The organism is Pseudomonas sp. NPDC008258 (assembly GCF_042956345.1).
Lineage (GTDB): Bacteria > Pseudomonadota > Gammaproteobacteria > Pseudomonadales > Pseudomonadaceae > Aquipseudomonas.
In genome coordinates this window covers 188,897-212,458 of the sequence record NZ_JBIBGE010000007.1, presented here as the reverse complement: position 1 = coordinate 212,458, position 23,562 = coordinate 188,897, and the positions used below count along the sequence as shown (strand labels likewise).

At 55.4% G+C, this 23,562-nt stretch carries 23 protein-coding genes and 1 pseudogene; 8 read left to right on the top strand and 16 right to left on the bottom strand.

Going from position 1 to position 23,562, the window contains the following annotated elements:
- Positions 1-206: 206 nt before the first annotated feature.
- Positions 207-1,160, bottom strand: a complete 954-nt coding sequence (locus ACFY9W_RS08265; RefSeq protein ID WP_391128238.1) for a LysR family transcriptional regulator — start codon at positions 1,158-1,160, stop codon at positions 207-209.
- Positions 1,161-1,666: 506 nt separating this feature from the next.
- Here ACFY9W_RS08265 and ACFY9W_RS08260 point away from each other — a divergent pair.
- On the top strand, positions 1,667-2,560 hold the full coding sequence (locus ACFY9W_RS08260; RefSeq protein ID WP_391128235.1) for a dihydrodipicolinate synthase family protein: 894 nt from the start codon (positions 1,667-1,669) through the stop codon (positions 2,558-2,560).
- 19 nt (positions 2,561-2,579) lie between these two features.
- Here the strand turns inward: ACFY9W_RS08260 and ACFY9W_RS08255 are convergent, their stop codons facing one another.
- A complete protein-coding gene (locus tag ACFY9W_RS08255) occupies positions 2,580-3,557 on the bottom strand; it encodes a LysR substrate-binding domain-containing protein (protein ID WP_391128232.1) in 978 nt (325 codons plus the stop codon).
- A gap of 155 nt (positions 3,558-3,712) precedes the next feature.
- Here ACFY9W_RS08255 and ACFY9W_RS08250 point away from each other — a divergent pair, with 155 nt between their 5' ends.
- The 7 genes and pseudogenes from ACFY9W_RS08250 (at position 3,713) to ACFY9W_RS08220 (ending at position 11,930) form a co-directional block, all read left to right on the top strand.
- A complete protein-coding gene (locus ACFY9W_RS08250) occupies positions 3,713-5,023 on the top strand; it encodes an MFS transporter (RefSeq protein ID WP_391128229.1) in 1,311 nt (436 codons plus the stop codon).
- The gene (locus ACFY9W_RS08245) at positions 5,023-5,781 is read left to right on the top strand and encodes a class II aldolase/adducin family protein (protein ID WP_391128226.1); all 759 of its coding nucleotides are present in this window, start codon (positions 5,023-5,025) and stop codon (positions 5,779-5,781) included. Before ACFY9W_RS08250 ends, ACFY9W_RS08245 begins: the two co-directional genes overlap by 1 nt.
- Position 5,782: 1 nt before the next feature.
- Positions 5,783-6,715 carry an NAD(P)-dependent oxidoreductase gene (locus tag ACFY9W_RS08240; RefSeq protein ID WP_391128223.1) on the top strand — a complete coding sequence of 311 codons (933 nt, stop codon included), beginning with the start codon at positions 5,783-5,785 and terminating at the stop codon, positions 6,713-6,715.
- A gap of 26 nt (positions 6,716-6,741) precedes the next feature.
- Positions 6,742-7,758, top strand: coding sequence for a histone deacetylase family protein (locus tag ACFY9W_RS08235; protein ID WP_391128220.1), 1,017 nt, complete (start codon positions 6,742-6,744; stop codon positions 7,756-7,758).
- Between the two features lie 213 nt (positions 7,759-7,971).
- Complete coding sequence (locus tag ACFY9W_RS08230; protein ID WP_391128262.1) at positions 7,972-9,291, top strand: OprD family outer membrane porin; 1,320 nt, start codon at positions 7,972-7,974, stop codon at positions 9,289-9,291.
- 104 nt (positions 9,292-9,395) lie between these two features.
- Positions 9,396-9,680 (top strand): annotated as a pseudogene (locus ACFY9W_RS08225) (hypothetical protein); the annotation flags it as partial.
- Positions 9,681-10,202: 522 nt separating this feature from the next.
- Entirely contained in the window at positions 10,203-11,930 is a 1,728-nt protein-coding gene (locus ACFY9W_RS08220) for a hypothetical protein (RefSeq protein ID WP_391128217.1), read from the top strand.
- Positions 11,931-12,297: 367 nt separating this feature from the next.
- On the opposite strand, the gene ACFY9W_RS08215 is transcribed toward ACFY9W_RS08220, so the two are convergent.
- The 14 genes from ACFY9W_RS08215 to ACFY9W_RS08150 form a co-directional block, all read right to left on the bottom strand.
- Positions 12,298-13,491: a hypothetical protein gene (locus ACFY9W_RS08215; RefSeq protein WP_391128215.1), complete on the bottom strand. Its 1,194-nt coding sequence runs from the start codon at positions 13,489-13,491 to the stop codon at positions 12,298-12,300.
- Positions 13,492-13,602: 111 nt separating this feature from the next.
- Complete coding sequence (locus tag ACFY9W_RS08210; RefSeq protein WP_391128212.1) at positions 13,603-14,733, bottom strand: hypothetical protein; 1,131 nt, start codon at positions 14,731-14,733, stop codon at positions 13,603-13,605.
- 71 nt (positions 14,734-14,804) lie between these two features.
- Complete coding sequence (locus ACFY9W_RS08205) at positions 14,805-15,629, bottom strand: hypothetical protein (RefSeq protein ID WP_391128209.1); 825 nt, start codon at positions 15,627-15,629, stop codon at positions 14,805-14,807.
- Between the two features lie 13 nt (positions 15,630-15,642).
- Entirely contained in the window at positions 15,643-16,014 is a 372-nt protein-coding gene (locus ACFY9W_RS08200; protein ID WP_391128206.1) for a hypothetical protein, read from the bottom strand.
- 755 nt (positions 16,015-16,769) lie between these two features.
- The gene (locus ACFY9W_RS08195; protein WP_391128203.1) at positions 16,770-17,216 is read right to left on the bottom strand and encodes a hypothetical protein; all 447 of its coding nucleotides are present in this window, start codon (positions 17,214-17,216) and stop codon (positions 16,770-16,772) included.
- Positions 17,206-17,874, bottom strand: coding sequence for an oxygen-regulated invasion protein OrgB (locus ACFY9W_RS08190; RefSeq protein ID WP_391128200.1), 669 nt, complete (start codon positions 17,872-17,874; stop codon positions 17,206-17,208). Before ACFY9W_RS08190 ends, ACFY9W_RS08195 begins: the two co-directional genes overlap by 11 nt.
- 22 nt (positions 17,875-17,896) lie before the next feature.
- On the bottom strand, positions 17,897-18,469 hold the full coding sequence (locus tag ACFY9W_RS08185; protein WP_391128197.1) for a hypothetical protein: 573 nt from the start codon (positions 18,467-18,469) through the stop codon (positions 17,897-17,899).
- Complete coding sequence (locus ACFY9W_RS08180) at positions 18,453-19,175, bottom strand: EscJ/YscJ/HrcJ family type III secretion inner membrane ring protein (RefSeq protein ID WP_391128194.1); 723 nt, start codon at positions 19,173-19,175, stop codon at positions 18,453-18,455. Before ACFY9W_RS08180 ends, ACFY9W_RS08185 begins: the two co-directional genes overlap by 17 nt.
- Entirely contained in the window at positions 19,172-19,480 is a 309-nt protein-coding gene (sctI, locus tag ACFY9W_RS08175) for a type III secretion system inner rod subunit SctI (RefSeq protein ID WP_391128191.1), read from the bottom strand. Before sctI ends, ACFY9W_RS08180 begins: the two co-directional genes overlap by 4 nt.
- A gap of 60 nt (positions 19,481-19,540) precedes the next feature.
- Complete coding sequence (locus tag ACFY9W_RS08170) at positions 19,541-19,801, bottom strand: EscF/YscF/HrpA family type III secretion system needle major subunit (RefSeq protein WP_391128188.1); 261 nt, start codon at positions 19,799-19,801, stop codon at positions 19,541-19,543.
- Between the two features lie 16 nt (positions 19,802-19,817).
- Positions 19,818-20,984, bottom strand: coding sequence for a PrgH/EprH family type III secretion apparatus protein (locus ACFY9W_RS08165; protein WP_391128184.1), 1,167 nt, complete (start codon positions 20,982-20,984; stop codon positions 19,818-19,820).
- Positions 20,985-21,149: 165 nt separating this feature from the next.
- Entirely contained in the window at positions 21,150-21,923 is a 774-nt protein-coding gene (locus tag ACFY9W_RS08160; RefSeq protein ID WP_391128181.1) for a winged helix-turn-helix domain-containing protein, read from the bottom strand.
- Positions 21,924-22,188: 265 nt separating this feature from the next.
- A complete protein-coding gene (locus ACFY9W_RS08155; protein ID WP_391128178.1) occupies positions 22,189-22,452 on the bottom strand; it encodes a phosphopantetheine-binding protein in 264 nt (87 codons plus the stop codon).
- Positions 22,445-23,560 (bottom strand): IpaD/SipD/SspD family type III secretion system needle tip protein, encoded by a 1,116-nt coding sequence (locus tag ACFY9W_RS08150; protein ID WP_391128175.1) that lies wholly within the window; start codon positions 23,558-23,560, stop codon positions 22,445-22,447. Before ACFY9W_RS08150 ends, ACFY9W_RS08155 begins: the two co-directional genes overlap by 8 nt.
- Positions 23,561-23,562 lie beyond the last annotated feature (2 nt).

The following is a 23,562-nucleotide window of genomic DNA, read 5'->3' as shown; positions in this document are numbered from 1 at the left end:
TCAAGGTGATCAAGCGGATGGCTTACGGCTACCGGGACAGCGAGTTCTTTTTCATGAAGATCAAGAATGACTTTCCCGGCAATCCGTGAAGAACCAAATTTTGGGCGGCGTACCGATGAGGTTTTCTCATGGATACGTTACTTGCCCCGTCACTCAATATGATCAAGCCCTGCACAGAGGGCTTGTTTCATGTCGGAACTAACCTTTCATTCGAAGTTCTCGAGTATCCAGTCACGTAATCTACAGCAGGCGCTGTCATCAACCTTTTCGTTACTGAACGAAAGGAAATGCTGGCTCTCTTTATGCTCAAGCTGTGCATCAACGGGCCTCACCAATAGCCCTTGTTGCACCAGAGGGTCGACCAGATAGTGCCAACCCAATGCAACGCCCTGATGCGCCAACGTCAACATGATCATCGCATTGTAGTCGTTCACGTTGAGGAACTGGGCTGAACTAGCCAGGCGCGCTTCAAGGTTCAACCCATGTGCTTCAAACCAGATAAACCAGTCGACATGCTCTGCCACTTGCGCACGCCCATAAGGGCTCAAGTTCAATAAGGGCCCACTTTTTATGCCCTCCAGCGATTGCGCCTCCGGGTGCTGTTTCAAGTACTGCGGCGTGCAAACCGGGTAAATGATGTCGTGCACCAATCTGTGGCTGTGATAACCATCGCGGATCGTGGAAACCTTGCTTACAACGATATCCGGGCGAACCCCAGGTTCCATGTGGAAGAAATTCTGAGTGGTGACCAGATTGAGGTCGATGTCAGGGTTTTGCGCCAGAAACCGAGGCAGCCGGTGCACCAGCCAAAGCGCCGAAAATGCGGGGCTGCAGCATAATGTGACCACTCGCTTCCCATAGCTCTGGCGCCGGATGCGAGCCGACGCCTGCGAGATGTTGGACAGCGACAACTGCACGGCATCGAAAAACAAAGCCCCCGCCTCCGTCAACTCCACTGCCCGCCCTGCCCTGACAAACAGATCGGTGCCCAGGAACGCTTCCAGGTCTTTAATCTGCCGACTCACGGCTGCTTGCGTGACACATAGCGATTCGGCTGCACGGGTAAAGTTCTGATGCTTCGCCGCCGCAACAAAAGCCTTGACCGCCCGAAGCGAGGGAATTTGAATCAGTGACTGATCGGGCTCAGTGTGCTTGACCATCGGTATACTTCCTGCCTCTGACTGAATTTACTCATTTTGGCTTACACGCCGCCGCTTCATCTTTCAATGCCCACAACCTATCGAACGTAACTCAGTCTGTCTTGGCGGTACTACACCGTCAAAATACCCATCCGTCTTACGGTTGCACTTAAACTCTAACCACTCTCGAGAAGCAACTACCTGAGCTTTCACACGCTGCGGATTGCTCGACTATTGCCTGTGCCTTGAAACTCCAGGCGCTCACGCCATCTCACTCACGTCAGCCCGTCTATGAACAGGTAACTTTCCACCCTGTTGCATTCTAACAAGTTCCTGAACAAGCCCGAGTTAAACGCATGGCTTCGAGGCGGCGCGCCCCCGTAGACAGCCTACCGGAGAATGCGCATAGTGGTTACACAGCTTGTAGACGCCCCCGTGCCCCCTGTGCCGGTACTGAAGAACATTTCAGTTTCGCGGGCTCGTTCGGCCGTGATTTTTCCCTGTACAACATCACGAGGTTCCTGAGTATGTCCCACTTTGCGTTCCCTGGCGTCAACCTGGCAATCACCACGCCCTTTGATGCCCAAGGCCATATTGACTATGCGCGTTTCGAACAATTGATCGAAGGCTACATCGCCGCGGGCGTGCATGGCTTCGTCCTGAGTTCGGGTACCGGTATGCACGTCTATCTGTCCAAGGATGAGTCCAAGGAACTGGTCGCCTTCGGTGCGAAAGTGATCGCCGGCCGCGCAACAGTCATTGCCCAGACCTCCGCCCTGCTGGTTGAGGAAGTGGTCGAGCGTACCGTTCACGCAAAGCACTGTGGCGCCGACGGCGTGATGGTGCTGCCACCGTTCTTCGAAGGCCCGACCGATGACCAAGGCATCATCGACTTCTACAGCAGCGTCAGCGAAGCCGGCCTGCCGATCATTGGTTACAACGTCCCCCAAGCCGTTGGTATTGAAGTCACTCCAGCGCTGCTCCAGGAACTGAGCAAAATCCCCAACTTCGTCTCCGTCAAAGACAGCAGCGGCGACCTGGCCGCCCAGGCTTCGCTGGCACGCACTGGCGTGCCAACCATGAACGGTGCCGACCCGCTGGTCCCTTATGCCTTGTTCGCCGGTGCTGCAGGCCTGATCTGGGGAGGTGCCAACATGGCACCGAAAACCTGTGTGGCGCTGGCCAATGCTGCCCAGGCACAGCGGTGGGACGAAGTCCGCGAAATATGGAAGGCATTGGCACCGGTCATGTCGCTGATCTGGCAAGGTGATTACGTTCAGTCGGTATACGCCGGCGCAGACATGATGGGCTATGGCGCTGGCAACCCACGTCGTCCGCTGGCACGTCTTGCAGCCGACAAGCACCAGGCCCTGCGTGATGCACTCGCGCCCCTGCTTGAGCGCGAGGTTGCTACGGTGTAACCGGGGCAGTACCCATCAATCAAAACCGCTCGGCCGGGTCTGTGGTCATGAGCATCTGCTGGAACCGCTCCAGGAAGATAGACTCGGCCTGGGTCAACTTCTGTTCGCGGTTCCAGAGCAGGTATACGTTCACATCAATCACCCCGTCCCACGGCGGCAAGCGCCAAAGCTCATTGGCCTGCACATCTGCAGCGACGATGTGCTCCGGCAGGCAGCCAATGCCGTAGCCCGCCCCCACCAGCCGCAGGATTTCATCCAGGCTCGGCGATGACGCGACAATGCGCCCGGTAAAGCCCTGCTGATCGCGAAATACCGTGAGCGGCGACAGGTTGCCGCCCATCTGGTCACTGGTAAAACTCACGAAGTGCTCGCCCTGAAGGTCCGCCACGGTAAGGTTCTTGCGACCAAAAAAGCGGTGGCGCTTGCCGCAGAAAAACGCGTAGCGCTGTTCAAGCAGCACCCGTTGTTCCAGCCGGGGCTGGGGCGTGCGGCACAGGCTAAGGCCGAACGAGGCGGTCTTCTGCAACAGGCCACTGACCACATCCGAACTGCGCAGCACATCGATCTCCAGCTCCACCTGCGGGTAGTCACTGTGGAACTGCGCCAGGAAATCGTCGTAGGCACGGGACTGGATGCGGCTGATGCTGAGCAGGCGGATCTTGCCCGTTACCGTTTCGGCCGGGCTGTCCAGCGCAGGCCCCAGCCGCGAGACCGTGCCGTACAGTTCGGCGGCGATCTGCATCACTTCCTGCCCCGCTTGCGACAGGTTGATGCGCGGCCCGCGGCGCACCACCAGGGCACTGTCCAGTTGCTCCTCCAGGCGCCTGAGCGCCTGGCTGACGGCCGGCTGGCTGAGGTGCAGGCGTGCCGCGGCGCGGCTGATGCTGCCCTCCTGGCCGATTACCAGGAAGGTGCGCAGCAGGTTCCAGTCGAGGCGGTCGTTGAGAAAACGCTTGGCTTCGGGGTCCCTGGCCAGCGGCGGTGATGTCGGCGTCATTATTTGTTGGTCTTATACTTGAGTATTTAAATTAGAAGCTTTTCCTAGAATAGAACTTGGCTCACCATCAAGCAACGCACCGCCAGAGTGCCTTTGTCCTGCCCGTGCAGGGCTCTCCTTCTCCTGCCTATAACAATGACGCCCAGGAGCCTCAGATGACGAGCAATACCCCCACCCCGCGTCGTGCCGCGGCGGCTGCCTTCATTGGCACCACCATCGAATTCTACGACTTCTACATCTACGCCTTCGCCGCAGCGCTGGTGCTCGGGCAACTGTTTTTCCCCAGCGAAAACCCGATGCTCAGCACTATGGCAGCGTTCGGCAGCTTTGCCGTGGGCTTCATCGCCCGGCCGTTCGCCGGCATGGTGTTCGGCCACCTGGGCGACCGCCTGGGCCGCAAGAAAATGCTGCTGGTGACCATCGTGCTGATGGGCGTGGCCACCACCTGCATCGGCCTGCTGCCGACCTACGCCCAGGCCGGCATCTGGGCCCCTATTGGCCTGATCTTCCTGCGCCTGCTACAGGGCATTTCGGTCGGTGGCGAATGGGGTGGCGCGGTGCTGATGGCCAGCGAACACGCGCCCAAGGGGCGCAAGGTGTTCTTTGCCTCGTTCGCCCAATGGGGCAGCCCGGCGGGCCTGCTGCTGGCACTGATCGCGTTCCGCTTCATCACTGCCATGGAGCCGGAAGACCTGATGAGCTGGGGCTGGCGCATTCCGTTCCTGATGAGCGGGCTGCTGATGATCGTAGGCCTGCTGATCCGCTTTGGCGTGCCGGAGTCACCGGAGTTCGCCGAGGTCAAGAACAGCGACCAGACCAGCGACAACCCGGTGCGGGAAGTGCTGCGCAAGCACTGGCGCAACATCGTCTTCGCCGCCCTGGCCGTGACCATTGGTTCTGGCGGGTTCTTCTTCACCAACACGTTCATGATCACCTACGTCACCCAGTACCAGGGCATTGCCAAGACCACCATCCTTGATTGCCTGTTCGTGGTCACCATCCTGCAGTTTCTCTCGCAACCCTGTTCGGCCATGCTCGCCGAGCGCCTGGGTGAAGGGCGCTTCCTGAAGTGGGTCGCGACCCTGTGCATGGTGGTGCCCTACCCGATGTTCCTGTTGGTGCAGACCGGCAATGTGGTCTACATGACTGCGGGTATCGCCCTGGCCGTGGTCCTGCTGTCGGCGCTGTATGCCGTGATTGCCGGCTACATGGCCGAAGCCTTCCCGGCCCGCGTCCGTTACTCGGGTATTTCCATCGCCTACCAGTTGGGCAGCGGCCTGACCGGTGGCCTTACGCCAATGCTGGGTACCTTTGTTGCCGGCCAGTTCGCCGGGCAATGGGTACCGCTGGCACTGTTCTTCAGCGTGCTGGCCCTGATGTCGCTGGCCGGCGTGCTGGGGCTCTCGCACCTGCGCAGCGCCACTGCCAGGCCGGTCGCCCTCTCCCCTTCGCAAGGAATCGCCTGATGAGCAACAAGCCTCACGCCATGTCGGAAACCGAATGGCAAGCCCGCTGCGAGCTGGCTGCGCTGTATCGCCTGATCGCCTATTACCGCATGACCGACCTGATCGATACGCACATCACCCTGCGTGTACCCGGGCCTGACCGGCACTTTTTGATCAACCGCTATGGCGTGGCATTCGAGAAGATGCGCGCCAGCGACCTGGTGCTGATCGACCTGGACGGCAACGTGGTCGATAGCCATTTCAATGGTGGCAAGGTCAATGCGGCCGGCTTCGTCATCCACTCGGCCATTCACGATGCGCGCCCGGACCTGCACTGCATCATCCATACCCACACCGCGGCGGGCATGGCGGTGGCTGCACAACGTGACGGCCTGCTGCCGCTGACCCAGCACGCGCTGAAGTTCTACGGCAACCTGGCCTACCACACGTATGAAGGCATCGCGTTGTCGCTTGAAGAGCGCGAACGGCTGGTCGCCGACCTTGGCCCGCACAAGGCCATGATCCTGCGCAACCACGGGCTGCTGGCAGCCGGCAGCACCGTGGCGGCCGCGTTCCACGAGATCTATTTCCTGGAGCGCGCCTGCCAGGCACAAATCCAGGCGATGTCTGCCGGTGTGGCGTTGAACATTCCCAGTGAGGATGTGTGCCGGCACACCGCCGCACAGTTCGGGCGCGATGGCATCGACGGCATCATCGACATGGCCTGGCAGGCCGCGCTGAGCCTGATCGACGAGCAGCGCAGCGCGTGGTGCAGCTGACATGGCCAGCCTCGTAATGCTTTGCCAGAACCCTACGCTGACTGACTGGTTGGCCACGCTGTTCGCCGAACATGCCCCACAACTCGACGTACTGCGCCCAGGCGATGCGGGCGCCCGGCACGCCGAAGTGGCCGTGTGCTGGTTCCCGCCCGAAGGCAGCCTGGGCCGCTTGCCCAACCTGCGCCTGGTGCACTCGATCGGCTCGGGCGTCGACCACCTGGCCCAGGACAGTTCACGCGATGCGTCGCTGCCCGTGTGCCGGGTGGTCGACCCTGACCACACGCAGGGCATGAGCGAGTACGTGCACTGGGGCGTGCTGCACTTTCACCGGGGCTTCGATCAGGTGATTGCCGGTAACCCTGGCCAGCACTGGCAGCGCCCGGTGCAGCGCAAGGCCGGGGACGTGCGCGTCGGCGTGATGGGCCTGGGCGCTATCGGTGCACCAGTGGCGCAACGGCTGGCAGCGGCGGGTTATGACGTGCGCGGCTGGGCACGCACCCCGCGCCAGATTGACGGCGTAACGACCTTCGCCGGCGCAGGTTCACAGCAGGCCTTTCTCAACAAGCTGGATGTGCTGGTCAACCTGCTGCCGCTTACCGCCAGCACCCACGGCCTACTGAACCACGCGGTGTTCCGGCACATGGCAAAAGGCAGTGCCCTGATCAACTGTGGCCGTGGCCAGCACCTTGACCCGGATGACCTGCGCGAGGCGCTGGCCAGCGGGCAGTTGCGCGGCGCCCTGCTCGATGTGTTCGAGCAGGAACCCCTGCCAGCCGATTCACCGCTATGGCACACACCGGGTGTGTGGGTGACACCGCACATGGCGTCGGCCGCATCCGACCTGTGCATCGCCCGGCAAGTGGCCGACAACGTGTCGCGCCTGAGCGCCGGGCTGGAACTGAACAACCTGGTCGACCCCGAACTGGGCTATTGACCGCACGCGTTACCAAGAGGTGATCCATGAAAACGTTTTTCCATCCTGCCCAACGCCTGCACCACCCCCGCTCCTACCTGTCGCGGGGGCAGATGCGCCAGCCGCAGGAAATACCGGCACGCATCGACCCACTGCTGGCCGTGGTCGAAAAGCTCGGCTATCCGCTGTTCGAACCCGCCGACCACGGCATGGCGCCGCTGGCGGCGGTGCATGGCCAGGCGTACCTGGACTACCTGGGCAGCGCCTACCAGCAGTGGCATGAAGTGCCGGAAGACTGGGGCGATGAGGTGATGTCCAACATCTACATCCGTGAAGGCAACCCGCTGCGTGGCATCCTCGGCAAGACCGCCCGCTACCTGGCCGATGGCAGCTGCCCGATCGGCGAGCACACCTGGCAGGCTGCGTACTGGTCGGCGCAAAGCGCGGTGGCCGCAGCACATGCGCTGATCGAAGGCGACCAGGCCGCCTATGCCCTGTGCCGGCCACCAGGGCACCATGCCCGCGCCGAGGCAGCAGGTGGGTTCTGCTTCCTGAACAACGCCGCCATCGCCGCGCAGGTGTTGCGTGGCAAGTTCGCCAAGGTGGCGGTGCTCGACACCGACATGCACCATGGCCAGGGCATCCAGGAAATCTTCTACGACCGCGACGACGTGCTGTACGTGTCGATCCATGGCGACCCGACCAACTTCTACCCGGTGGTCGCAGGTTTCGATGATGAGACCGGGACGGGTGCCGGAGCAGGCTTTAACCTGAACCTGCCCATGGCCCACGGCGCCAGCGAAGCGGACTTCTTTGCCTGCATGGACCAGGCAGTAGCCGCACTGCGCGCCTTCGCCCCGGATGTGCTGGTGCTGTCGCTGGGCTTTGACATCTACGAAAACGACCCGCAGTCCAAGGTCTCCGTCAGCCACGAAGGGTTCCGCCTGCTGGGGCAGCGGATCAAGCAGCTGGGCCTGCCCTGCGTGGTGGTCCAGGAGGGTGGCTATGACATTGCGACCCTGGATGAAAACGCCTCGCGCTTCTTTGCCGGCATGACCGCCTGAGGCAAACCTGAAGTACTCCGGGTTGCCCTGGGCAACCCGGCTTATCGAGCAATACAACAATAAAGAACGCAACTTGCCTCGCCCGCATGTTAGCGCTCAGGCCCCCGGCTGCCCGTCGCAGACGCCGGGGCAATAACAATAAATCTTCACGCTGCCGTTCTTGAATCTGGCAATAAGGAAGTATCCATGTGGCTTAAAACGTTCACCTTGGGGATGGCCGGCGCTAGCGTCTGCCTGTACGGCTCGATCGCCTGCGCGGCCGAATCGGACAATGGCTTTATTGAAGACAGCACCACCACTGTCGGCTTGCGAAACTTCTACTGGAACGCCGACAACCGTAACGGCAGCTACCTCAACCCGGCCGGCGAGCGGCAAAGTTATCGCCAGGAATGGGCACAAGGCGTGCTGGCCAGGTTCAATTCCGGCTACACCCAGGGGTTTGTAGGGTTCGGCCTCGACCTGCATTACATGGGCGCGGTGAAGCTGGACGGTGGCAAGGGCCGGGTTGGCGACGGTATCGGCAATGGCGGCATCGTCTCGCGCGATAACCACGGTGACCCCAAGGCTGAATATTCCAAAGCCGGTGGCGCGGTAAAGATGCGTGTAGGCAGCACCGAACTTGCCTATGGCGACCTGTTCCCCGATTCACCGGTGCTCAAGTACGGCGATATCCGCCTGCTGCCGCAAACGCTCAGGGGCTGGAACGTCACCGACCACTCCTTTGCCGGGCTGGCCCTGAACGCAGGGCGCTTCACCTCCAGCAGTGACCGGGCAGAAACCAATCACGGCGGCAAGTTGGGTACCGCCTACGGTGGCCGCCAGGCTGACAGTGACTTTGTCAGTTACTACGGTGGCATTTACACCGGCCTTGAAAATGTGAAGATCAAGCTGTTCGGATCCGAGCTGGACAATATCTGGAACCAGCAGTTTGCCTCCATCGAGTACCGGGTACCTTTGAACGTGGGTGGTGTGATCAACACCGGTGCCAACTACTACCGCACCCGTGATACCGGCAGCGCTCTGCTAGGCGACATTCGCAACGATGCCTGGAGTGCCCGGGTGGGCTATGCACGGGGTGGTCACAAGTTCGAAGTGGCCTACACCCGCATCGATGGCGACCAGCCGTTCGACTATGTGTGGAACAGCTTCGACATCGAGCTGGATGCAGCGTCACAGGCCAGCGACTTCAATAGCCCCAATGAAAGGGCCTGGAGCGCACGTTACGACCTGGACGCGGCCATCTTTGGCGTGCCGGGGCTGACCTTCACGGCGCGCTACATACGTGGCACCGATATTGATGGCCGCGACGCTGCCGGTGGCTATTCGCGATTCCAGGCGGTGCGCGACGGGTCGCAATGGGAGCGGGACTTGTGGGTGAAGTACGTGGTTCAGTCTGGGCCTGCGAAGAACCTGTCGCTGCGGCTGCTGCATGCGTCAATGCGCACGGGTGGCGATTACGGGGCAATCGCCAATGACCTGGACCAGACACGGGTCATTCTGGACTACCCGCTGGACCTGAACTTTCTGAAATAGCCGGTGAAGCTGCGCGGGGCCTTGGCAGCAACTGTGCTGGTAGAACGCTGAAGGCCCGCGCCATCTGTGGGAACGGGCTCGCCCCGCGAAGCGCGCATCGCTGCTGCGATCAATGTCGAATGCAGCCCGTCATCTCGCTACCGTCACTGAAACACAAACCCAAGCCCGGCTTACCCAGGCTGTTCGAGCGGCCTGAATACCGACAGCGCATCATCATCGAGCGCATGTTTGGCTGCCTGAAAGGGAACCGCAGGATCGTGGTACGCTTCGACAAGCTCGCGAAAAGTTATGCCGCAATGGTCTCGCTGTTCTGTGTCGCGCAGTGTGCGCAACGGCTTTGTTTCAGACAGAGCCTCAAAAGCGAAATTATCAAGTTTTCGGCGGCTTGAGCGTTTTTTGAAAGATACGGCCAACGAAGAAAACTAGACTCGAAAATATCCACTAGCCATACTTTCCAATAGCTCTAGTAATACAAGACTACGCTAGTCCAGCATTTGATAAGTAACGCTCATATCTTTTACCTGACGCCTCGGCTGCACGGCCGAAGGTCGCCAAAATTCCGTGAGCCTTCCGAGGCCAGCGAAAAGATCGAGAACAACCAACGACCAAACGTCCTATGCGTGTCTGCACCACGCACTACTCATAAGTTAATCGATGACGCACCGTACCATGAGGTATGAGGTGGGACTGATGGAGAGTTTACGAAAGATCTCGACCACTTTTCTGCGGCTAATTATCGAGCACTAGCTATTCCCTAAGAGATTTGCAAGAAAATATCTCGATAAAATATTCTTGCATTCAACAGATGAACTGCGATGCTTACTCGAACTCATTCCCTACCGCACTTATACACCACTGATAATTTGCGCGACTTGTCAAGCAAAAACAATACTCTCGCAAGCAATCAAGACTTGTCCGACTTAGCCATCTTTGCCTATAACCCAACGACGGCGATGTTATCCAAGATTGAGAAGATCGCCAATGCATTGTTAAGCGAACCACCGCGCCCCCTGAATGGCAGCTCACTAGAGTTATTGAGCTTGGCACTTGTCAGAAGCAACGACTGGCCAACTGAAATTTCGCTAGTCTGGAAACATAGTGCTCACGCCAGACCCCATACTGCATTTACCCTTGGCAATGAAAAATGCTGGATAAATTATGAGAATCTATCCGAGGAGCAAAAAGAGAAAAGCATTGAAATACACCATGACGGCAAAGATAGTTACTTCGCAACAATGCAAGGTAAAGCATGGCAAGCGTCAGGCGAAGATGCTTTCTTAAAAACAATGCTGGCTATCAAAGCGGACGTTTCGACAGAAGCCATTGGCGACAGGCCTGCTGCAGACTTAAGAAGGGCTTTAGCTAAAAATATCTGCGAGCCGCACCATAGCTTGGTCAGCCTCTGGTGCCATGGACTACAGGATAACAGTTTGGGTGAAGTCGGCAATGTCGTTATTCCAGGAAGCATTGTAAGCAGTCCACCCATAAAGTTGGAAGCAAACCCTCAATGGATCGATCTTGCCACGAGACCGAATTGTAAGTATTCTCCGGTTATAGTCAGACGCACGACCGATAAACAAGATATCATTAGCATGCAGGCGGTGCGTCAAAATCGAATTGACACCTGCAGAGAACTGTCCCTGGATCGGGAGACCCCTGGCAACGGGAGTTGGTTTTCTTTTATCAGAAGCCCCCAGCTATACGAGCCACAACTGCACACAAGCACGATTCCTGCAATTGTCATAAGCGGGGGCAACGCCAGTAGACTCATTACGGATCTTGGCAAGGATTACAGCCTCGCGTGGCACCCAAAAAACATGATGAATGAGCCGGTATACTTACTTGTCCACAAACAGGATTATCAGACTTATAATACGACGATGAAAGAGGTGCTTGAACAAAATAGAAATTTGCATCTTATTGGTTGGGACGGTGGGAAATTGACTGGTTTTGGTGCTGCCCGGGCAGCGGCATTAGCCTTTGCTGACTCACTGCCGTACCGTCCTCGGCGAATAATGATGCTTGATCAGGATGTTGTTAAAACGGAGCATACCAGACACACCAATCCAAGGGTACGGCGTACTGTGGAGAGTTTGCACCAGACATCGAGCAAACCAATTGTTGGCTATGGTGTCGGTTACCCGACTCGACAGACAGTACCTGAGCCGTTCGCGAAGAGCGCCATGCCTGATGCAGCGGATTTCAACACTCCGGCACAGCAGTATGTTTCAGTTCAGGCTCCTTTCCGTAAACAGGGAAGTGATGGAATTTATCCTGCCTTCATGGTTGCAAGTGGCGAAGATATGCTGATGAGCCTTGACCTAAACTTGACCAACGAAAAACGAAATAGGGTTCTGCCAGACGCGAGAATTATCAAGAAGGAACTAAAAGGGCTGCCTGACACACCGAACATTTACTGGAACGAAGGACGGATTCAAACGCTAAAGTCTATTTTTGAAGCTGAGAAAAATACGTTGGTAGAATTCGAAGGTCAGAAAATGAGTCTGGATGACCTAATGGCAAATTATACAGAAAGAGGATGGATCACCTCACACCCAAGCGCTGAATCCCTCAACATTGCTGCTTGCGTAATAGAACGCATTATTTTGCGACTGCACGATGAGTTAGGGAGACCATGAAAATTTACACCACGCGTTTTTCCATAACTGCTTCCCGGGTGAAGTAGTTTGGTTGGCATGGGTCAATGCAGTGTCTGTTTTGGGGCATACCCTGCGCCATGGTGAAAGATGCTGATTGCATTTCTGCCGCTAACAACCCCTACACAACCTGACACCCACTCATCTCGAATTGATGATAATGCCCAACCCCTGATCGTCCTGCAGTCCCTCGACCTGAGGAAGAATTAGTTAACACAGGAAAGTCCAATTTTCGAGTAACTCCGGGCTTTTGGACATCAGGCAGCAAGGACATCACATGCCGATAGGAACTTCAGATCGCCCTTAACTACCTGGATCTCAGTAGGCATGAGAAGCTTCGAACTCAAGCTTACTTTATTGATACACCAGCGTCGATAGGAAGCCTAAGCTCGCTATAATCAGCGGGCGTTGGCACTCTACTTTCAGGCATACCCTTGATCTTATGTAACATATCTTTTGCTGGCAATATGAACCGCCCATCACTTCGGGAAAGTATCAACTCACTTATACTTTCACCGCGCCTTAAATGCTCAATAACCTCATCAATACCAAAAGCGCGCGACTCATTTAACGGGTGATCACCTTTGTTCACCCAAATATGCAAATGCAAGGTAGCGGTTGATGGCGCCACTGGAAAATGGAAAAATAAATTAACCTTATCGCTCTCAACAGACACCCCATATTTATCAACTAAATGCCGGAGGCTATCCCGCTTTAATTTTTCCAAAACCTCAACATAACTTGACTCCAAATCCAATATAGAAGTCAATGACTTTACACCCGTTTTCGACTCAGCACTATATTGATTCAATTCCTCACTCTGTTTGGTCGAAACCTCCCCTGATGAAGAATCACCCTGCATTTCCTGAATCAAATTATGTGGTACCGCAGGATGAACGGCCCAAGCCGTCAATTGGATGCCTTCTGGCCTAGTGGGCAAATCCGTGACCTGCCCAGCGGTGTAGATTTGCGACATGTAGGGAATATTCGGGTAAATTAGAAAGCCGTTTCCCGCCCCCAACGGGGCAGAGTAATGGAAGACATCGGGGTTTTTCTTGTAAACCTCGCTGTATACTTTATCACCTGGTTCCCGACTGTTACCGCGTAGCAATTCAACCAGAAACTGGGTGGCATTCTCACGCTTGTACGTTTCCTTAAGTTGTGACAGGTTTTTTGCTGTCAGCGTTACCTGAGCCAGATCGGTAGTTTGATATTTCTGTAAACCTTTTGCATTCAGCCATCTAAAACTCCCGTAGTCGTCCTCCGATTGTTTTGATATGTAGGCGCCATGGCTTAAATCGGCGAAGCCGGAGTTGTCTTTCTTGATCAACACATGATGGTTCTCCTCACTTAGCTGCCTCAGGACTTTCCGATTGTCATCAATACCATAAGCATCCAGTTTTCTGCGAATCACAGAGCTTTCGTGCTGATTCAGAGTGACTGAAGAGTTACGTACTGCCTGAACATCCAAGGATTGACCACATGAGTGGTTTGAGTGAGGGAGTAAATTTGCAGCAAAAACCTGAAGCGCCATTATACTCATTGGGTATCTCCTCTAGCTGTCATATCGCATACTTCAAGTGCATTGAGCGCACTGACCCATCAAGAGTTGCCCAGGCTCGCTACAACGCTAACAAGTTCGAATATGAAATGATCACAACGGTAGGTTTAGAAAATTTTTGCGCACACCTTTAAATGGTATACCGCGAATATCCTTAATTGAGTCCGAGGTCGGTAGAAAATAGGCTCCCTCGTTTCGATCAAGGACAAGATCGCTGATCTCTTTACCAGACTGTAAATGCGCGATAATCGTGTCGAGATCGAAAGACCTTGGCTCATTCAACGGGTGATCACCTTTGTTTACCCAGGTGTGCAAGTGGAGCGTGGCGGTCTTTTCTGCAACGGGAAAATGAAAAAACATTTTCACATTGTCGTGCTCATTTACACCATAGACATTCCGCAAATGTTCCTCTGTCTCATTTTTCAATTTTTGGAGCTGCGGAACATGCTCTTTCTTTAAACTTAGAATACTGGTCAAGGAATCTATCTTTGTTTCTCTATCAATATTACTTTGTGGCATCCCCTGACTTACTTTAAGCGCCTTGATGCCTGGCTGATGATCGCCCCCCAGAAACGAGGACTCTATGTGCGGATGAATCGCGTAGGTGCATAAGATGATGCCATGCTTACTATCTTTCAGTGTCTCAGGAGCATTGATATAGGTATCTAACACTTTTAAATCACAGTACGGCGTATTGGGTCCAATGAGATAGCCATGTTGGACACTGTCGATCGGTGAGACAAAGTGCGCCAAGCACGGACTCTGGCGATAAAGATCTGTATCCAGGCAGGCCTCTGCATTGAGTGTCTTGATGAGAAAGTCCGGCAAGGGAGTCTCCGAGTAGGTCTTACTGAGATGTGTCAACTGATCTTGATTCGTGAAGCTGATCACAGCGACCTCTGGGGTTTGATACTTCATCAACCCCTTTGGATTTAACCAGTTAAAGTTGCCGTAGCCATCCTCATCCCTTATAGATACATAGGCACCGGGGGTTAGATCCGGGCGAGCCAAATGATCTTTTTTAACCAAGACATCGTATTTTTCCTGCTTTAGTTGGCTCAATACTTTCCGATTATCGTCTATGCCATAGGCATCCAGCGTTCTGTGCAGCGGCATTTTTCCTGTATTGTGCACTGCCTGCACATACAGGCTCTGTTCGCGTCGATGACTGTGGTGAATCGGTAGAATACAGATAGACTGATGCAATGCATTGACTTGGGTCACTGGCTACATCCTTGATCATATAGAGTCATTCAGGTTTGTATAACTAGGCGTTTGCTTGACCGACAACAGCATCAGCCAGAATACTGCGTCACTAGCGCGCTGATATCAGCCTGCGGGATAGACTTGGCGTGGATAACAAGTTCGCCAATATTGACGCCTTCTTCAACCAATCGAGCAAAAAAATTTTCGAGTTGGGGCCGCTGGGGCATATAGTGACCGGAATCCAGATGAAATGATTTTGCTCTCCCCTGCTCAATGAATATCATGCCCGCCAATAGCACAGGCTTACCTCCTGTCGTCGAAGTGTGTTGCCACTTGCCTTTTTCATACAGATGTACAAAGATATTTCTGTCGCGATGGATCACAATCGCAGCGTATCCTTCCATCCCGGCCTTGCCCGGTAGGTGCGTAGTATCCAATAGTTTGCCGCCTGCTTTCCACTCACCTTTAGAAAGTTCCACCCGATAGTCAGCGACTTGATCTGCGGACAGATAATTTACATAACCGACATCCTGGGACAGAGGGTATGTAGGTTTGTTCTTAAGCGCATTGATTTCAACATTGGGATGTTGATCAATCCACTGAAACAGCCCAATCTTGCAGTTAGCGTCTTTCTGCCATGCACTTAACGCACCAGATTGTGCGTCAAGGCCGTTCAACGTAATTCTATCGCGATGCTTAGGATCTTTGATTTCCAGCCAATATTTTGGATGAACGCCTGCTTCCCCACGGTTTTTATTTGGCATTATTTCCAATATGAATTGTGCTGCCTCTTTGAAACGCATCATGTTTGGGACGTTTTTTATCGCTTTAACCGGCAGTGACGATAGCTCATACTGCTGTTCTGCTCTGCACCCACCGACCTGAGCAATGTACTTGATGTTAACGCCTAACATTCACCCTCCATCTTCATTGGCAGCCACATATAACTTCTAGTGCACCATGAAACCCTAAAATGACCTCACCTAACTTCTTTTCAACTAATGCACACGGATTCACCAACGCTTTTAATTCGTAGCCATCACTACACTTACCTAATGTTAAGTGCCCTGTCTCAAGGTATTCAATTAGCGTTGTGATGACGGGCATGATGCGCCTGGCATTGCCTATCAGCAACTCTTCACTTATCGGGATGAATGACCAAATAAATAGCCGGTCGTCGATCAACGAAACATTAATAGATAGCTCTTCAAGCATATCAATGGCGATGGTTGAATGAGAGTCAAAACCGTGCAGCAACTGGTCAGAAACTCCCAACTCGCTCAATGCATCACGAACCAACGAACTAAGTTCATGGTGAACATTTTGAGAGAACGACAATGGATCGCATATCATAAGTTAAGTTACCTAAAAAATTGGCTCGACGATAAATCCCCGCCCATGACCCCCCCCTAAAAAATCGACAATGAATTTAACTTGATAGAAATTAGGAAGGCTTTCAAAAAACGACCTTTCATTAAAAACGGTAAAAAATTGCTAACCTCCTAACTTTGACACACCTGCTTACGTTAGCGTAAATCTTCCAAAATACTGCAAAAAATCTAATCCAGAATCTGTAGAAACTTACTGTCCAGAGGCACCGAAATTGGTCAACCAACATCCGTCGTTACCCTTTTCGAAACTGAATAATCGCAACTGCTTCACCGCATCAAACTCCGCAGAGACGCGCGAGATGCTCGCTGGTGTGCGGAGATGATTCTCGCCTGTGCAGCAGGCCAATCAGGTAATGGCATTGCCCAGCGCTTGCCTACCAGTAGAAATGTAGTATCACGGCGGCATCAGCGCTTCTCTAGTGCTATGCTGCCACTTGCCCTATGGGTTTTTGTTGTCACCCCTCCTTGACTGCATCCAAATACGTAGTACGCCGATTCTTGCGCCGGAGGCTCGGGTTGCCTCACTGCCGTTTAAGTTGATACATCAAGTATCTAGACCAATCAGCTCCTTAACCTGTCATGCAACCGCTTGAACATCTTGTAGAATGTGCCTTCCTACTGAATCCAGACAGTTTCTCGCCCACTTAAAACACGAACATACAATTACCAACTGCCATTTTCACGACTGTCTTCATCCTCAGAGGGCTTGAACACCTCCTGCATGAAATCCTTGAAGAACATATTGGCCGATGCAACCGATACCAGCGCAGTTCTGACCGCCTTGTACGTCTCCCCTCCCTCCAAGCCCTGCTCTTTCATGCGCACCAACACCTGCGTCAACACACCCATTTGTTTCTGCGTCGTTTTATAGGGTAGCTCGCCACCGGCATTAGCGTATTGTTTCAAGTAACCCTGGATACCGCTCGGCGAGGGAGCCGTGGATTCTATCCACGTCATGAACGCGTCGTAGAACTCGGCAAAATCTGGGTCCGGATCACTAAGGTTTTCCGCACCCTGAAGTTCAATGCGCTGGTTCAGGGGCACAACCGTCTGGGTGCCTCCGGTCAAGGCCTGACCGGGACCCGCCAGCGAATAGCGGTCAATGTTCATCCCTGATATCCGATTCAAAAATAGGCTTTGGGCTTGCGCCCTCCTTGTTCAGGTCAGCGGCCCAACTGACCAAAATGTTCTTCGACGCTTCATCAAGCTGGCGCACGCTTTCCGGTAACTGCTTGAGTTGGCCGATCAGGCGCGGAGTCAGGCGCTCCTGGGTGGCGCCGATGTCCAGCTCCACCACCTGATCCGCCAGGCGAAACAGGTAGCGTTCCTGGTCATGGAAACGGATATCCACACGCTCGACACCCAAGCCCTGCAACTTGCTCTTCAGCGCCACCTGCTGGGCCTTGCACCGCAGCGGCAGGATAATCTGCAGCTGCTCCCGGCCCTGGCCTGCCCATTCATCCTGCCAACGCTGCAGCAGCGCATCGAGCAGTCGTTCATCCATCAGCACATCCCCCAGCAACGATCGGGCAGCCTGTACCAGTTCAGCCTGCAGTGCGCTCGCCATCAGCCGCGACCGCAGCAAAAGCCCGCTCAGGTCAGCAGCGGCTTGCAGCACCCCCTGGGAGTAACCGTCCTGAAAGGCGTTCGCCCGAACAATGTCAGCCTCTTGTTGCGCTTGCGCCACACACGACTTGGCCCGCTCGCGGGCTTGCTGCATCAACAACCGGCGATCACGCTCAGCTGCCCGCTCTTCATGCTTCAGCAAGAGGGCATCCGTGGCCGGAACATCAACAAGCGTTCTGATGGATTCGAGCATGTTGTACCGCCAGGGTAAAAAGTGATGGGTTCGGTGCCAGTCGCGGCAAGGTTTGCTGCAACTCGACCACGCGCGGCGAGAACTGCAAGAACAGACGCTGCATAAGCGCCTCCGGGATGTGTTGATGCCAGGCTGCCAAAGCAGCGAGCCCCACAGCGCCGAGCGATTGCTCAAGCCCATCTGATTCGCTGACCGCAACCGTCGGCCGAGTGCCCAGGTCGATACGGGCAAAAGCTCTTGCCGGCACATCGAGTTCACGCATACGCGCCCCGCGAGCCAACTGCGGCCACATCAGGTGCGCCCCCATGAGGCGGGCGACGGCGGGCAACTGCTGCCAATACGCGACCCAGCAATCGGTCCATGGATTGCGCTCGATCTGCTGCGGGTCTGGGCAACCGAGTGCCAACCCCCTTAGCAACGATTGGTTCAGCAGCGCCCGGGCCGCCGGCTCTTCTAACAGCGCTGGCACAACACCTCGGTGCGGGTGCAGATAGTCCAGCGGCTGATGCAGGATGGCGCGCAGCGCTTCAGTTGCGCGGGGCATGTTCGACCTCTTTCGGCTTACGGTAGAGCATGACCGCATACGCTACCGCAGCCAGAATGCCCAGGACGAAAATCCCATAGAGCCAGGTGAACTCGGAAGCGCGAGGTTGCACGTAAGGGGCAGCATGCTGAATGGAAGCCCGCTTGGACAAAACCACCGAGATATGGTCGTAGTCCACGGCCGAGAAACTGTTCTTGAGAAAACGCTTGATATCGTTGACCAGCAACTGTGGCTCGCTATCACGCTCATACACCGCCAACGCCGAGAGATGGATGGGCGCGGCCTTGCGACCGCTTTCTCCGGTTTCCAGGTCGTAACTCACATGCACCCGCGCCGAAACCACACCCTCCAGGGTGTTCAACGACTGCTCCAGGCGCTGCTCCAACGCACTGTACAGACGCGCCTTTTCGGCTCGCGGCGAAGCGACCAGGGAGTCGGCAGGAAACATCTGAGCAATTTCGACACGCGGCCTGGAGGGCAGTGAATACAAGGCCAACAGATCGACCGCCGCCGCGAAGTCCGCTGGTGCGATAAGCACCGAGTAGCCGGTCTTGCCTTTATCCACCTTGGTCGCAGTAATGTTGTTGCGCTGCAGCACCGAAATCACTTCATTGACCTGCTGCTGGTCAAGGCCCTCAAGCAAACTCGGCTGACGACAGCCGACCAGCAGCAGACAGAACAGCACAAGACAGCCATATAACTTCATGACGAACGTAACAAGGTTTCGGCCGTGGTCACCGTTTTACGGACCAGGACGTTGAGTAAGGAGACATCGATGTTGTACTGCGCCGTGAGCAACTGCAATTCGCTCAAAACTTCGGGGTTGGTGATATCCGGGCGCGTCAGCATGGCATTGATCCTTGCGTGATCACGCTCGGTATCCACAGCGGTGCTGGCGAAATGCTCGATCAAACGGCCCTCCAGGGAAACCACCGCGCCAGGCTCGGGGCGCGCCAATTCGGCCATGCGAAGCGAACTCAGGTTCACTGAAGCCAAAGAAGAAACAGACATGGGAACACTCGCAAAAAGTACCCGACGGGCTTACCTGCCCGCCGAGAAGGACCACGGGACTTAACGTGCGGCGGACACTATCGCCGTATCAATTTCCTTGAAGCCCTTGATCGTATTGGTCGCAACGTTACGGAAAACGTTGTACGAAGAGAACGCAGCCTGATAGGCCGCCAAAAGCGTGGGGTCGGAGGCATCTTCATGCAATGCGGCCAGTGCCTCATCGAGTTTGGTTTTGAGACCGGTGGCGCCGTCTTCGAAGCTCTGAGCCTGCCGGCCCAGGAAATCATCATGAAACTCAATGGGATTTGAAACTCCAATCATATAGCACCCGTCATTATCAAAGGGGTTTAGGAAAGTACCAGGATGACGGCGTCATCTTGATGTAGCCCTGAGGGCCGTACTGGAACGACTTACCCTTGCGCCAGTCATCCTTGAGCTCGATTGCGAAATGAACATATCGCTCACCCCACTGCCGACCGAATGCCGCAACAAAGTCACCCAGGGCTTGTAACTCAGCGTCCTCAAGCGTGCCTTCGACCGTAAAGGTCACGCCGTCAGCATGCTTGTGCCGAGTAAAGAGCAGTGCCAAGCGTTGCAAGCCTTGCTCGGCCAGATGCAACAGCTCGTTGTCGTCACTACGCACAATCTTTATTTCGCGAGCGTAGGGCGCGACTGCGCCCAGCGAGGCTTCGAGGCGGCGCTGCAACTCGGGCGTCAGCACGCTGCGTTGGCGACTGATCAACAATCGGGGGACAAGCGGATCGCTGAGATCCATACGGTGATAGGCAAGGTGCGGCGCCAGGCTCGATACCAGACTCTCCAGGCGCCGGCGCTCGTCGTATGTGGTCATCACCTGAGTCGCCGAGTACCCGTTACGCACCAATACCTGCCTCCCCCACCCGGCATCGCGCTCGGAGTCAGCGAAAACATAAATCGCACGGTCGCGGCCATGCACCACGACCATGCTGCTATTGCCCCCGGCGATCAGCGCCTCGACACTTGACACAGGCGTGGGTCGCGAGGCATACCAACCGAACATCGCCACACCAACCAGCATCGCAAACATGGCTCCGATAGCCACCCGCCGCGAGACGGTACTTGGCACCCGAGCCGGCTCAGACTCTGCAAGCACAGCCGGCCCCCGTACCAACAACTCGCTCTGCCACACCTCATCAAACGGGCGCACAGCGATTGACAACCCCGATATATTTTCCAGTGACTGGAATGGGAGGGGGCGCTCAACCGCACCTTCGTCCCCCAGGATACGCACCACACACCCCGAGCCGTCATCGTCGCCAAGCAGTACCTCAAAGTTGCCCCCACCGCACTCCAGCGGAATGTAGATCGCATCTTCCGGAACACTCAGCGGGTGCTCGATTGAGCAAAACGTTGCCTCGGAGCCCACGACGAAAAGAGTACGCTGCTGCGCCAGATCAAATTCGCAACCCTGTAGCGGACCACTGAACACCCTCAGGACATATTGCGTTGCAGGGGAGTCCTGCATGCTGCTCACCCCCGGTCTACCAATAGGAAAAGCGCCTAACGCTTCGACGTGCAATCAATGATAGGGAGTGACCGGCAATCAATCCTGATCAAACTATGAGGAAAAACCGGTACCAACGCTCAATGTCCGACCAGGAGCGCCCACAAACCAAGCTGGCTGCCGGTATTAACCAAACGGCAAACCCGGTGACCAGAGCCGTGATGAGTTACACCACTTCCTGGGACTCGATTGCAGACGCTGCGCCACCAGAGAAACCAGGCGCGGCAATGCTTGTTCCCATCCGCCGCATGCCACCAGCGTTTCACCATGCAGCAGCGCATGGTTGCGACCTCGAGCCAACTCGATCGACAACACTCCACAGCCTGCCCGGGAAATACAACGAATACAGAGATAAAAATCAGGCGACATTCGCTCAACTATCGACAGCCAGTCTTCAGAAGACTGGGCATTGGCTGTCAGCCCCGCTGGTATCACACACAGGCTTTCACCGAATGCGGCGGCCAGCCGGCGAACCACTTCACACTGGACTTCCAGGCCGCACGCCTGATCCTGCGCCCACAACGGCAAGACCAATAACGAGGGCACCGATGAGGGCGAGGATGGCGTAGCGACTCGCTCGACGACCCCACCTGCAAAACGATAGCCTTTGCCATAGACCGTCTTGATGTAGTCATTTTCACGCCCCAGCAATTTGCGCAACGCATAAATGCAGCGGGTAAGCGACTCCTCGGCCACATCGCAGTTGGGCCATACCTGATCGAGCAGCCAGCCCTTGGGAACCAGCGAACCCGCCGCCTCCAAGAGTAGCCGCAATACATGTAGCTCTTTGGGTGGAAGATGTAGTCCGTTACCGTCATGCAGAAGTAAGCCATCTCCCTGCAAAATCCATTGGTCGAAAACAAATGACCGGCTTGACGATTGATCAGTGCCCCATCCCATACCGCAATTTACCCCTCCTTTGTGCATTGGCCAGACCGTGGCATTGGCTAATGTGAACCCGCGCCTCGGCTGGAGTGATCAACTATAGGGAAACAGCTCTTTACGATATTTGGGATTTCGCCATAACAACTCAGAGATTAATCCACACCACCCAGGGTGAATATTTACCACTGAATAGCCGACGTAAGCCGCGCGGCGTATATCCTGGAAATTTCGCCGCGAAAGAACTACGCGCCCTGATGGGCGCGTAGTTTTCAGGGAGGGATCAGACCAATGCCTGAGCGATTGCCTGATGGACCAAGCGATGTAGATCGCCGACCATGCGTATACGTGCCAACCCCTCTGAAGGCAGTTCAATATCCAGGATTTGGTTGATATCCAGCGTGATATCCAGAAAATTCAACGAATCCGCACCGAGGTCCTCCACCAAGCGGGCATTTGGGGTAACGGCCTCGACGTCGACCACGAGTTTATCGGCAAGAATCGCGATGATGATGGCTTCTATTTCAAGCTTCATCTTGTCAGCCAATTCCGTTCGCTATGGCTTTGAGCAGCTCTGCATACTGGCTCAATTGCGCGGAGAGAATCTTGTTGAAATTTTCGTGGTACGAGTTGGCATTACCATACTTGGTAGTGAACAACTGCAACTGGTTTTTCAAATCACCTTCCAAGCTGTTGAATCCGGTTTGCCAGGCTTGAAACTTGGCGGTATCCCAGGTCACCGTACGGTCGGGCGTCGCTGCAATCATGGCGTCCAGCGGCGACAAGTCCATCATCACGCGATAGCCACCCTTGCCGTCAGGCTGTACACACGAAGCAGGCAACCCCATGGCCTTGGCCCACTTCTGTGCTTCTTCCTTTGTCGCAGTTCCCGTATCGGAAGCAGGATAGAGGACGCCATCCGGGGCTTTCCGATACTTGTCGCGCAATGCTTTTAAAGCCTCGGACAGTTCCGCGCTTATTTCGACCTCCTTGCCGTCCGATTTGCCTTTTATCCAGTCCCCCATCTTCGCCATGATGGTTTCATTGAACTCTTTGTAAAATTCCGAGTACTTGGTCAGCAGCGCCTCGTAGATCGCCAGGTATTCGCCCTTGATAAAACCGATCATCGCCAGCAGCTGTTCAAAAAAATCGGGGCTGCCACTGAGCGGGTTCAAGGCATTGCGAATACCTTCTGGCGCATGGGGTAAATCGCCTAGCTTTCTGAGCGTTTCATCATTCCACTGCGGGATGTTGGTGATAGCAGGCAGTGCAAGGCTTGCCAGCTTACAGACATCGATTTCCAGCAAATGCCACTGAACCTTACTGGCCTCCATTTTTTCGAGCACCTTTCGTAAGGATTGCTCCGTCCTGGCGCCCCCTGCAAGACGCTCTTTGAAGTACTCCCGCAAAACCTTCCCGTCGGCCGCGGGGTCTACGAGACCGGCAAAGGAGGGCAGAAATAACGCCTTCACTGCGGTACCTGTTTCGGCGAGGCGGGTATTGAGGGCGACTAACCGGGCCACCACCGACTGCGTCAGGCGTTCAGTTGTCGACGGGAGCGGACGATGTTCGACCTCATGGGTGCGAACTTCTTCATTCGCCAGCTGAGCAACAGGCCGCGAAATGGTGGGAGAGGAACTGATAACAATCGGCATGG

Coding starts and splice junctions, on each gene's coding strand:
- sctI (WP_391128191.1), bottom strand. CDS start 19,480: ATGTCTGTTTCTTCTTTGGCTTCAGTGAACCTGAGTTCGCTTCGCATG.
- ACFY9W_RS08240 (WP_391128223.1), top strand. CDS start 5,783: ATGGCCAGCCTCGTAATGCTTTGCCAGAACCCTACGCTGACTGACTGG.
- ACFY9W_RS08170 (WP_391128188.1), bottom strand. CDS start 19,801: ATGATTGGAGTTTCAAATCCCATTGAGTTTCATGATGATTTCCTGGGC.
- ACFY9W_RS08215 (WP_391128215.1), bottom strand. CDS start 13,491: ATGAGTATAATGGCGCTTCAGGTTTTTGCTGCAAATTTACTCCCTCAC.
- ACFY9W_RS08160 (WP_391128181.1), bottom strand. CDS start 21,923: ATGGGATGGGGCACTGATCAATCGTCAAGCCGGTCATTTGTTTTCGAC.
- ACFY9W_RS08150 (WP_391128175.1), bottom strand. CDS start 23,560: ATGCCGATTGTTATCAGTTCCTCTCCCACCATTTCGCGGCCTGTTGCT.
- ACFY9W_RS08235 (WP_391128220.1), top strand. CDS start 6,742: ATGAAAACGTTTTTCCATCCTGCCCAACGCCTGCACCACCCCCGCTCC.
- ACFY9W_RS08255 (WP_391128232.1), bottom strand. CDS start 3,557: ATGACGCCGACATCACCGCCGCTGGCCAGGGACCCCGAAGCCAAGCGT.
- ACFY9W_RS08230 (WP_391128262.1), top strand. CDS start 7,972: ATGGCCGGCGCTAGCGTCTGCCTGTACGGCTCGATCGCCTGCGCGGCC.
- ACFY9W_RS08185 (WP_391128197.1), bottom strand. CDS start 18,469: ATGCCCCGCGCAACTGAAGCGCTGCGCGCCATCCTGCATCAGCCGCTG.
- ACFY9W_RS08180 (WP_391128194.1), bottom strand. CDS start 19,175: ATGAAGTTATATGGCTGTCTTGTGCTGTTCTGTCTGCTGCTGGTCGGC.
- ACFY9W_RS08250 (WP_391128229.1), top strand. CDS start 3,713: ATGACGAGCAATACCCCCACCCCGCGTCGTGCCGCGGCGGCTGCCTTC.
- ACFY9W_RS08165 (WP_391128184.1), bottom strand. CDS start 20,984: ATGCAGGACTCCCCTGCAACGCAATATGTCCTGAGGGTGTTCAGTGGT.
- ACFY9W_RS08260 (WP_391128235.1), top strand. CDS start 1,667: ATGTCCCACTTTGCGTTCCCTGGCGTCAACCTGGCAATCACCACGCCC.
- ACFY9W_RS08205 (WP_391128209.1), bottom strand. CDS start 15,629: ATGTTAGGCGTTAACATCAAGTACATTGCTCAGGTCGGTGGGTGCAGA.
- ACFY9W_RS08265 (WP_391128238.1), bottom strand. CDS start 1,160: ATGGTCAAGCACACTGAGCCCGATCAGTCACTGATTCAAATTCCCTCG.
- ACFY9W_RS08195 (WP_391128203.1), bottom strand. CDS start 17,216: ATGAACATTGACCGCTATTCGCTGGCGGGTCCCGGTCAGGCCTTGACC.
- ACFY9W_RS08245 (WP_391128226.1), top strand. CDS start 5,023: ATGAGCAACAAGCCTCACGCCATGTCGGAAACCGAATGGCAAGCCCGC.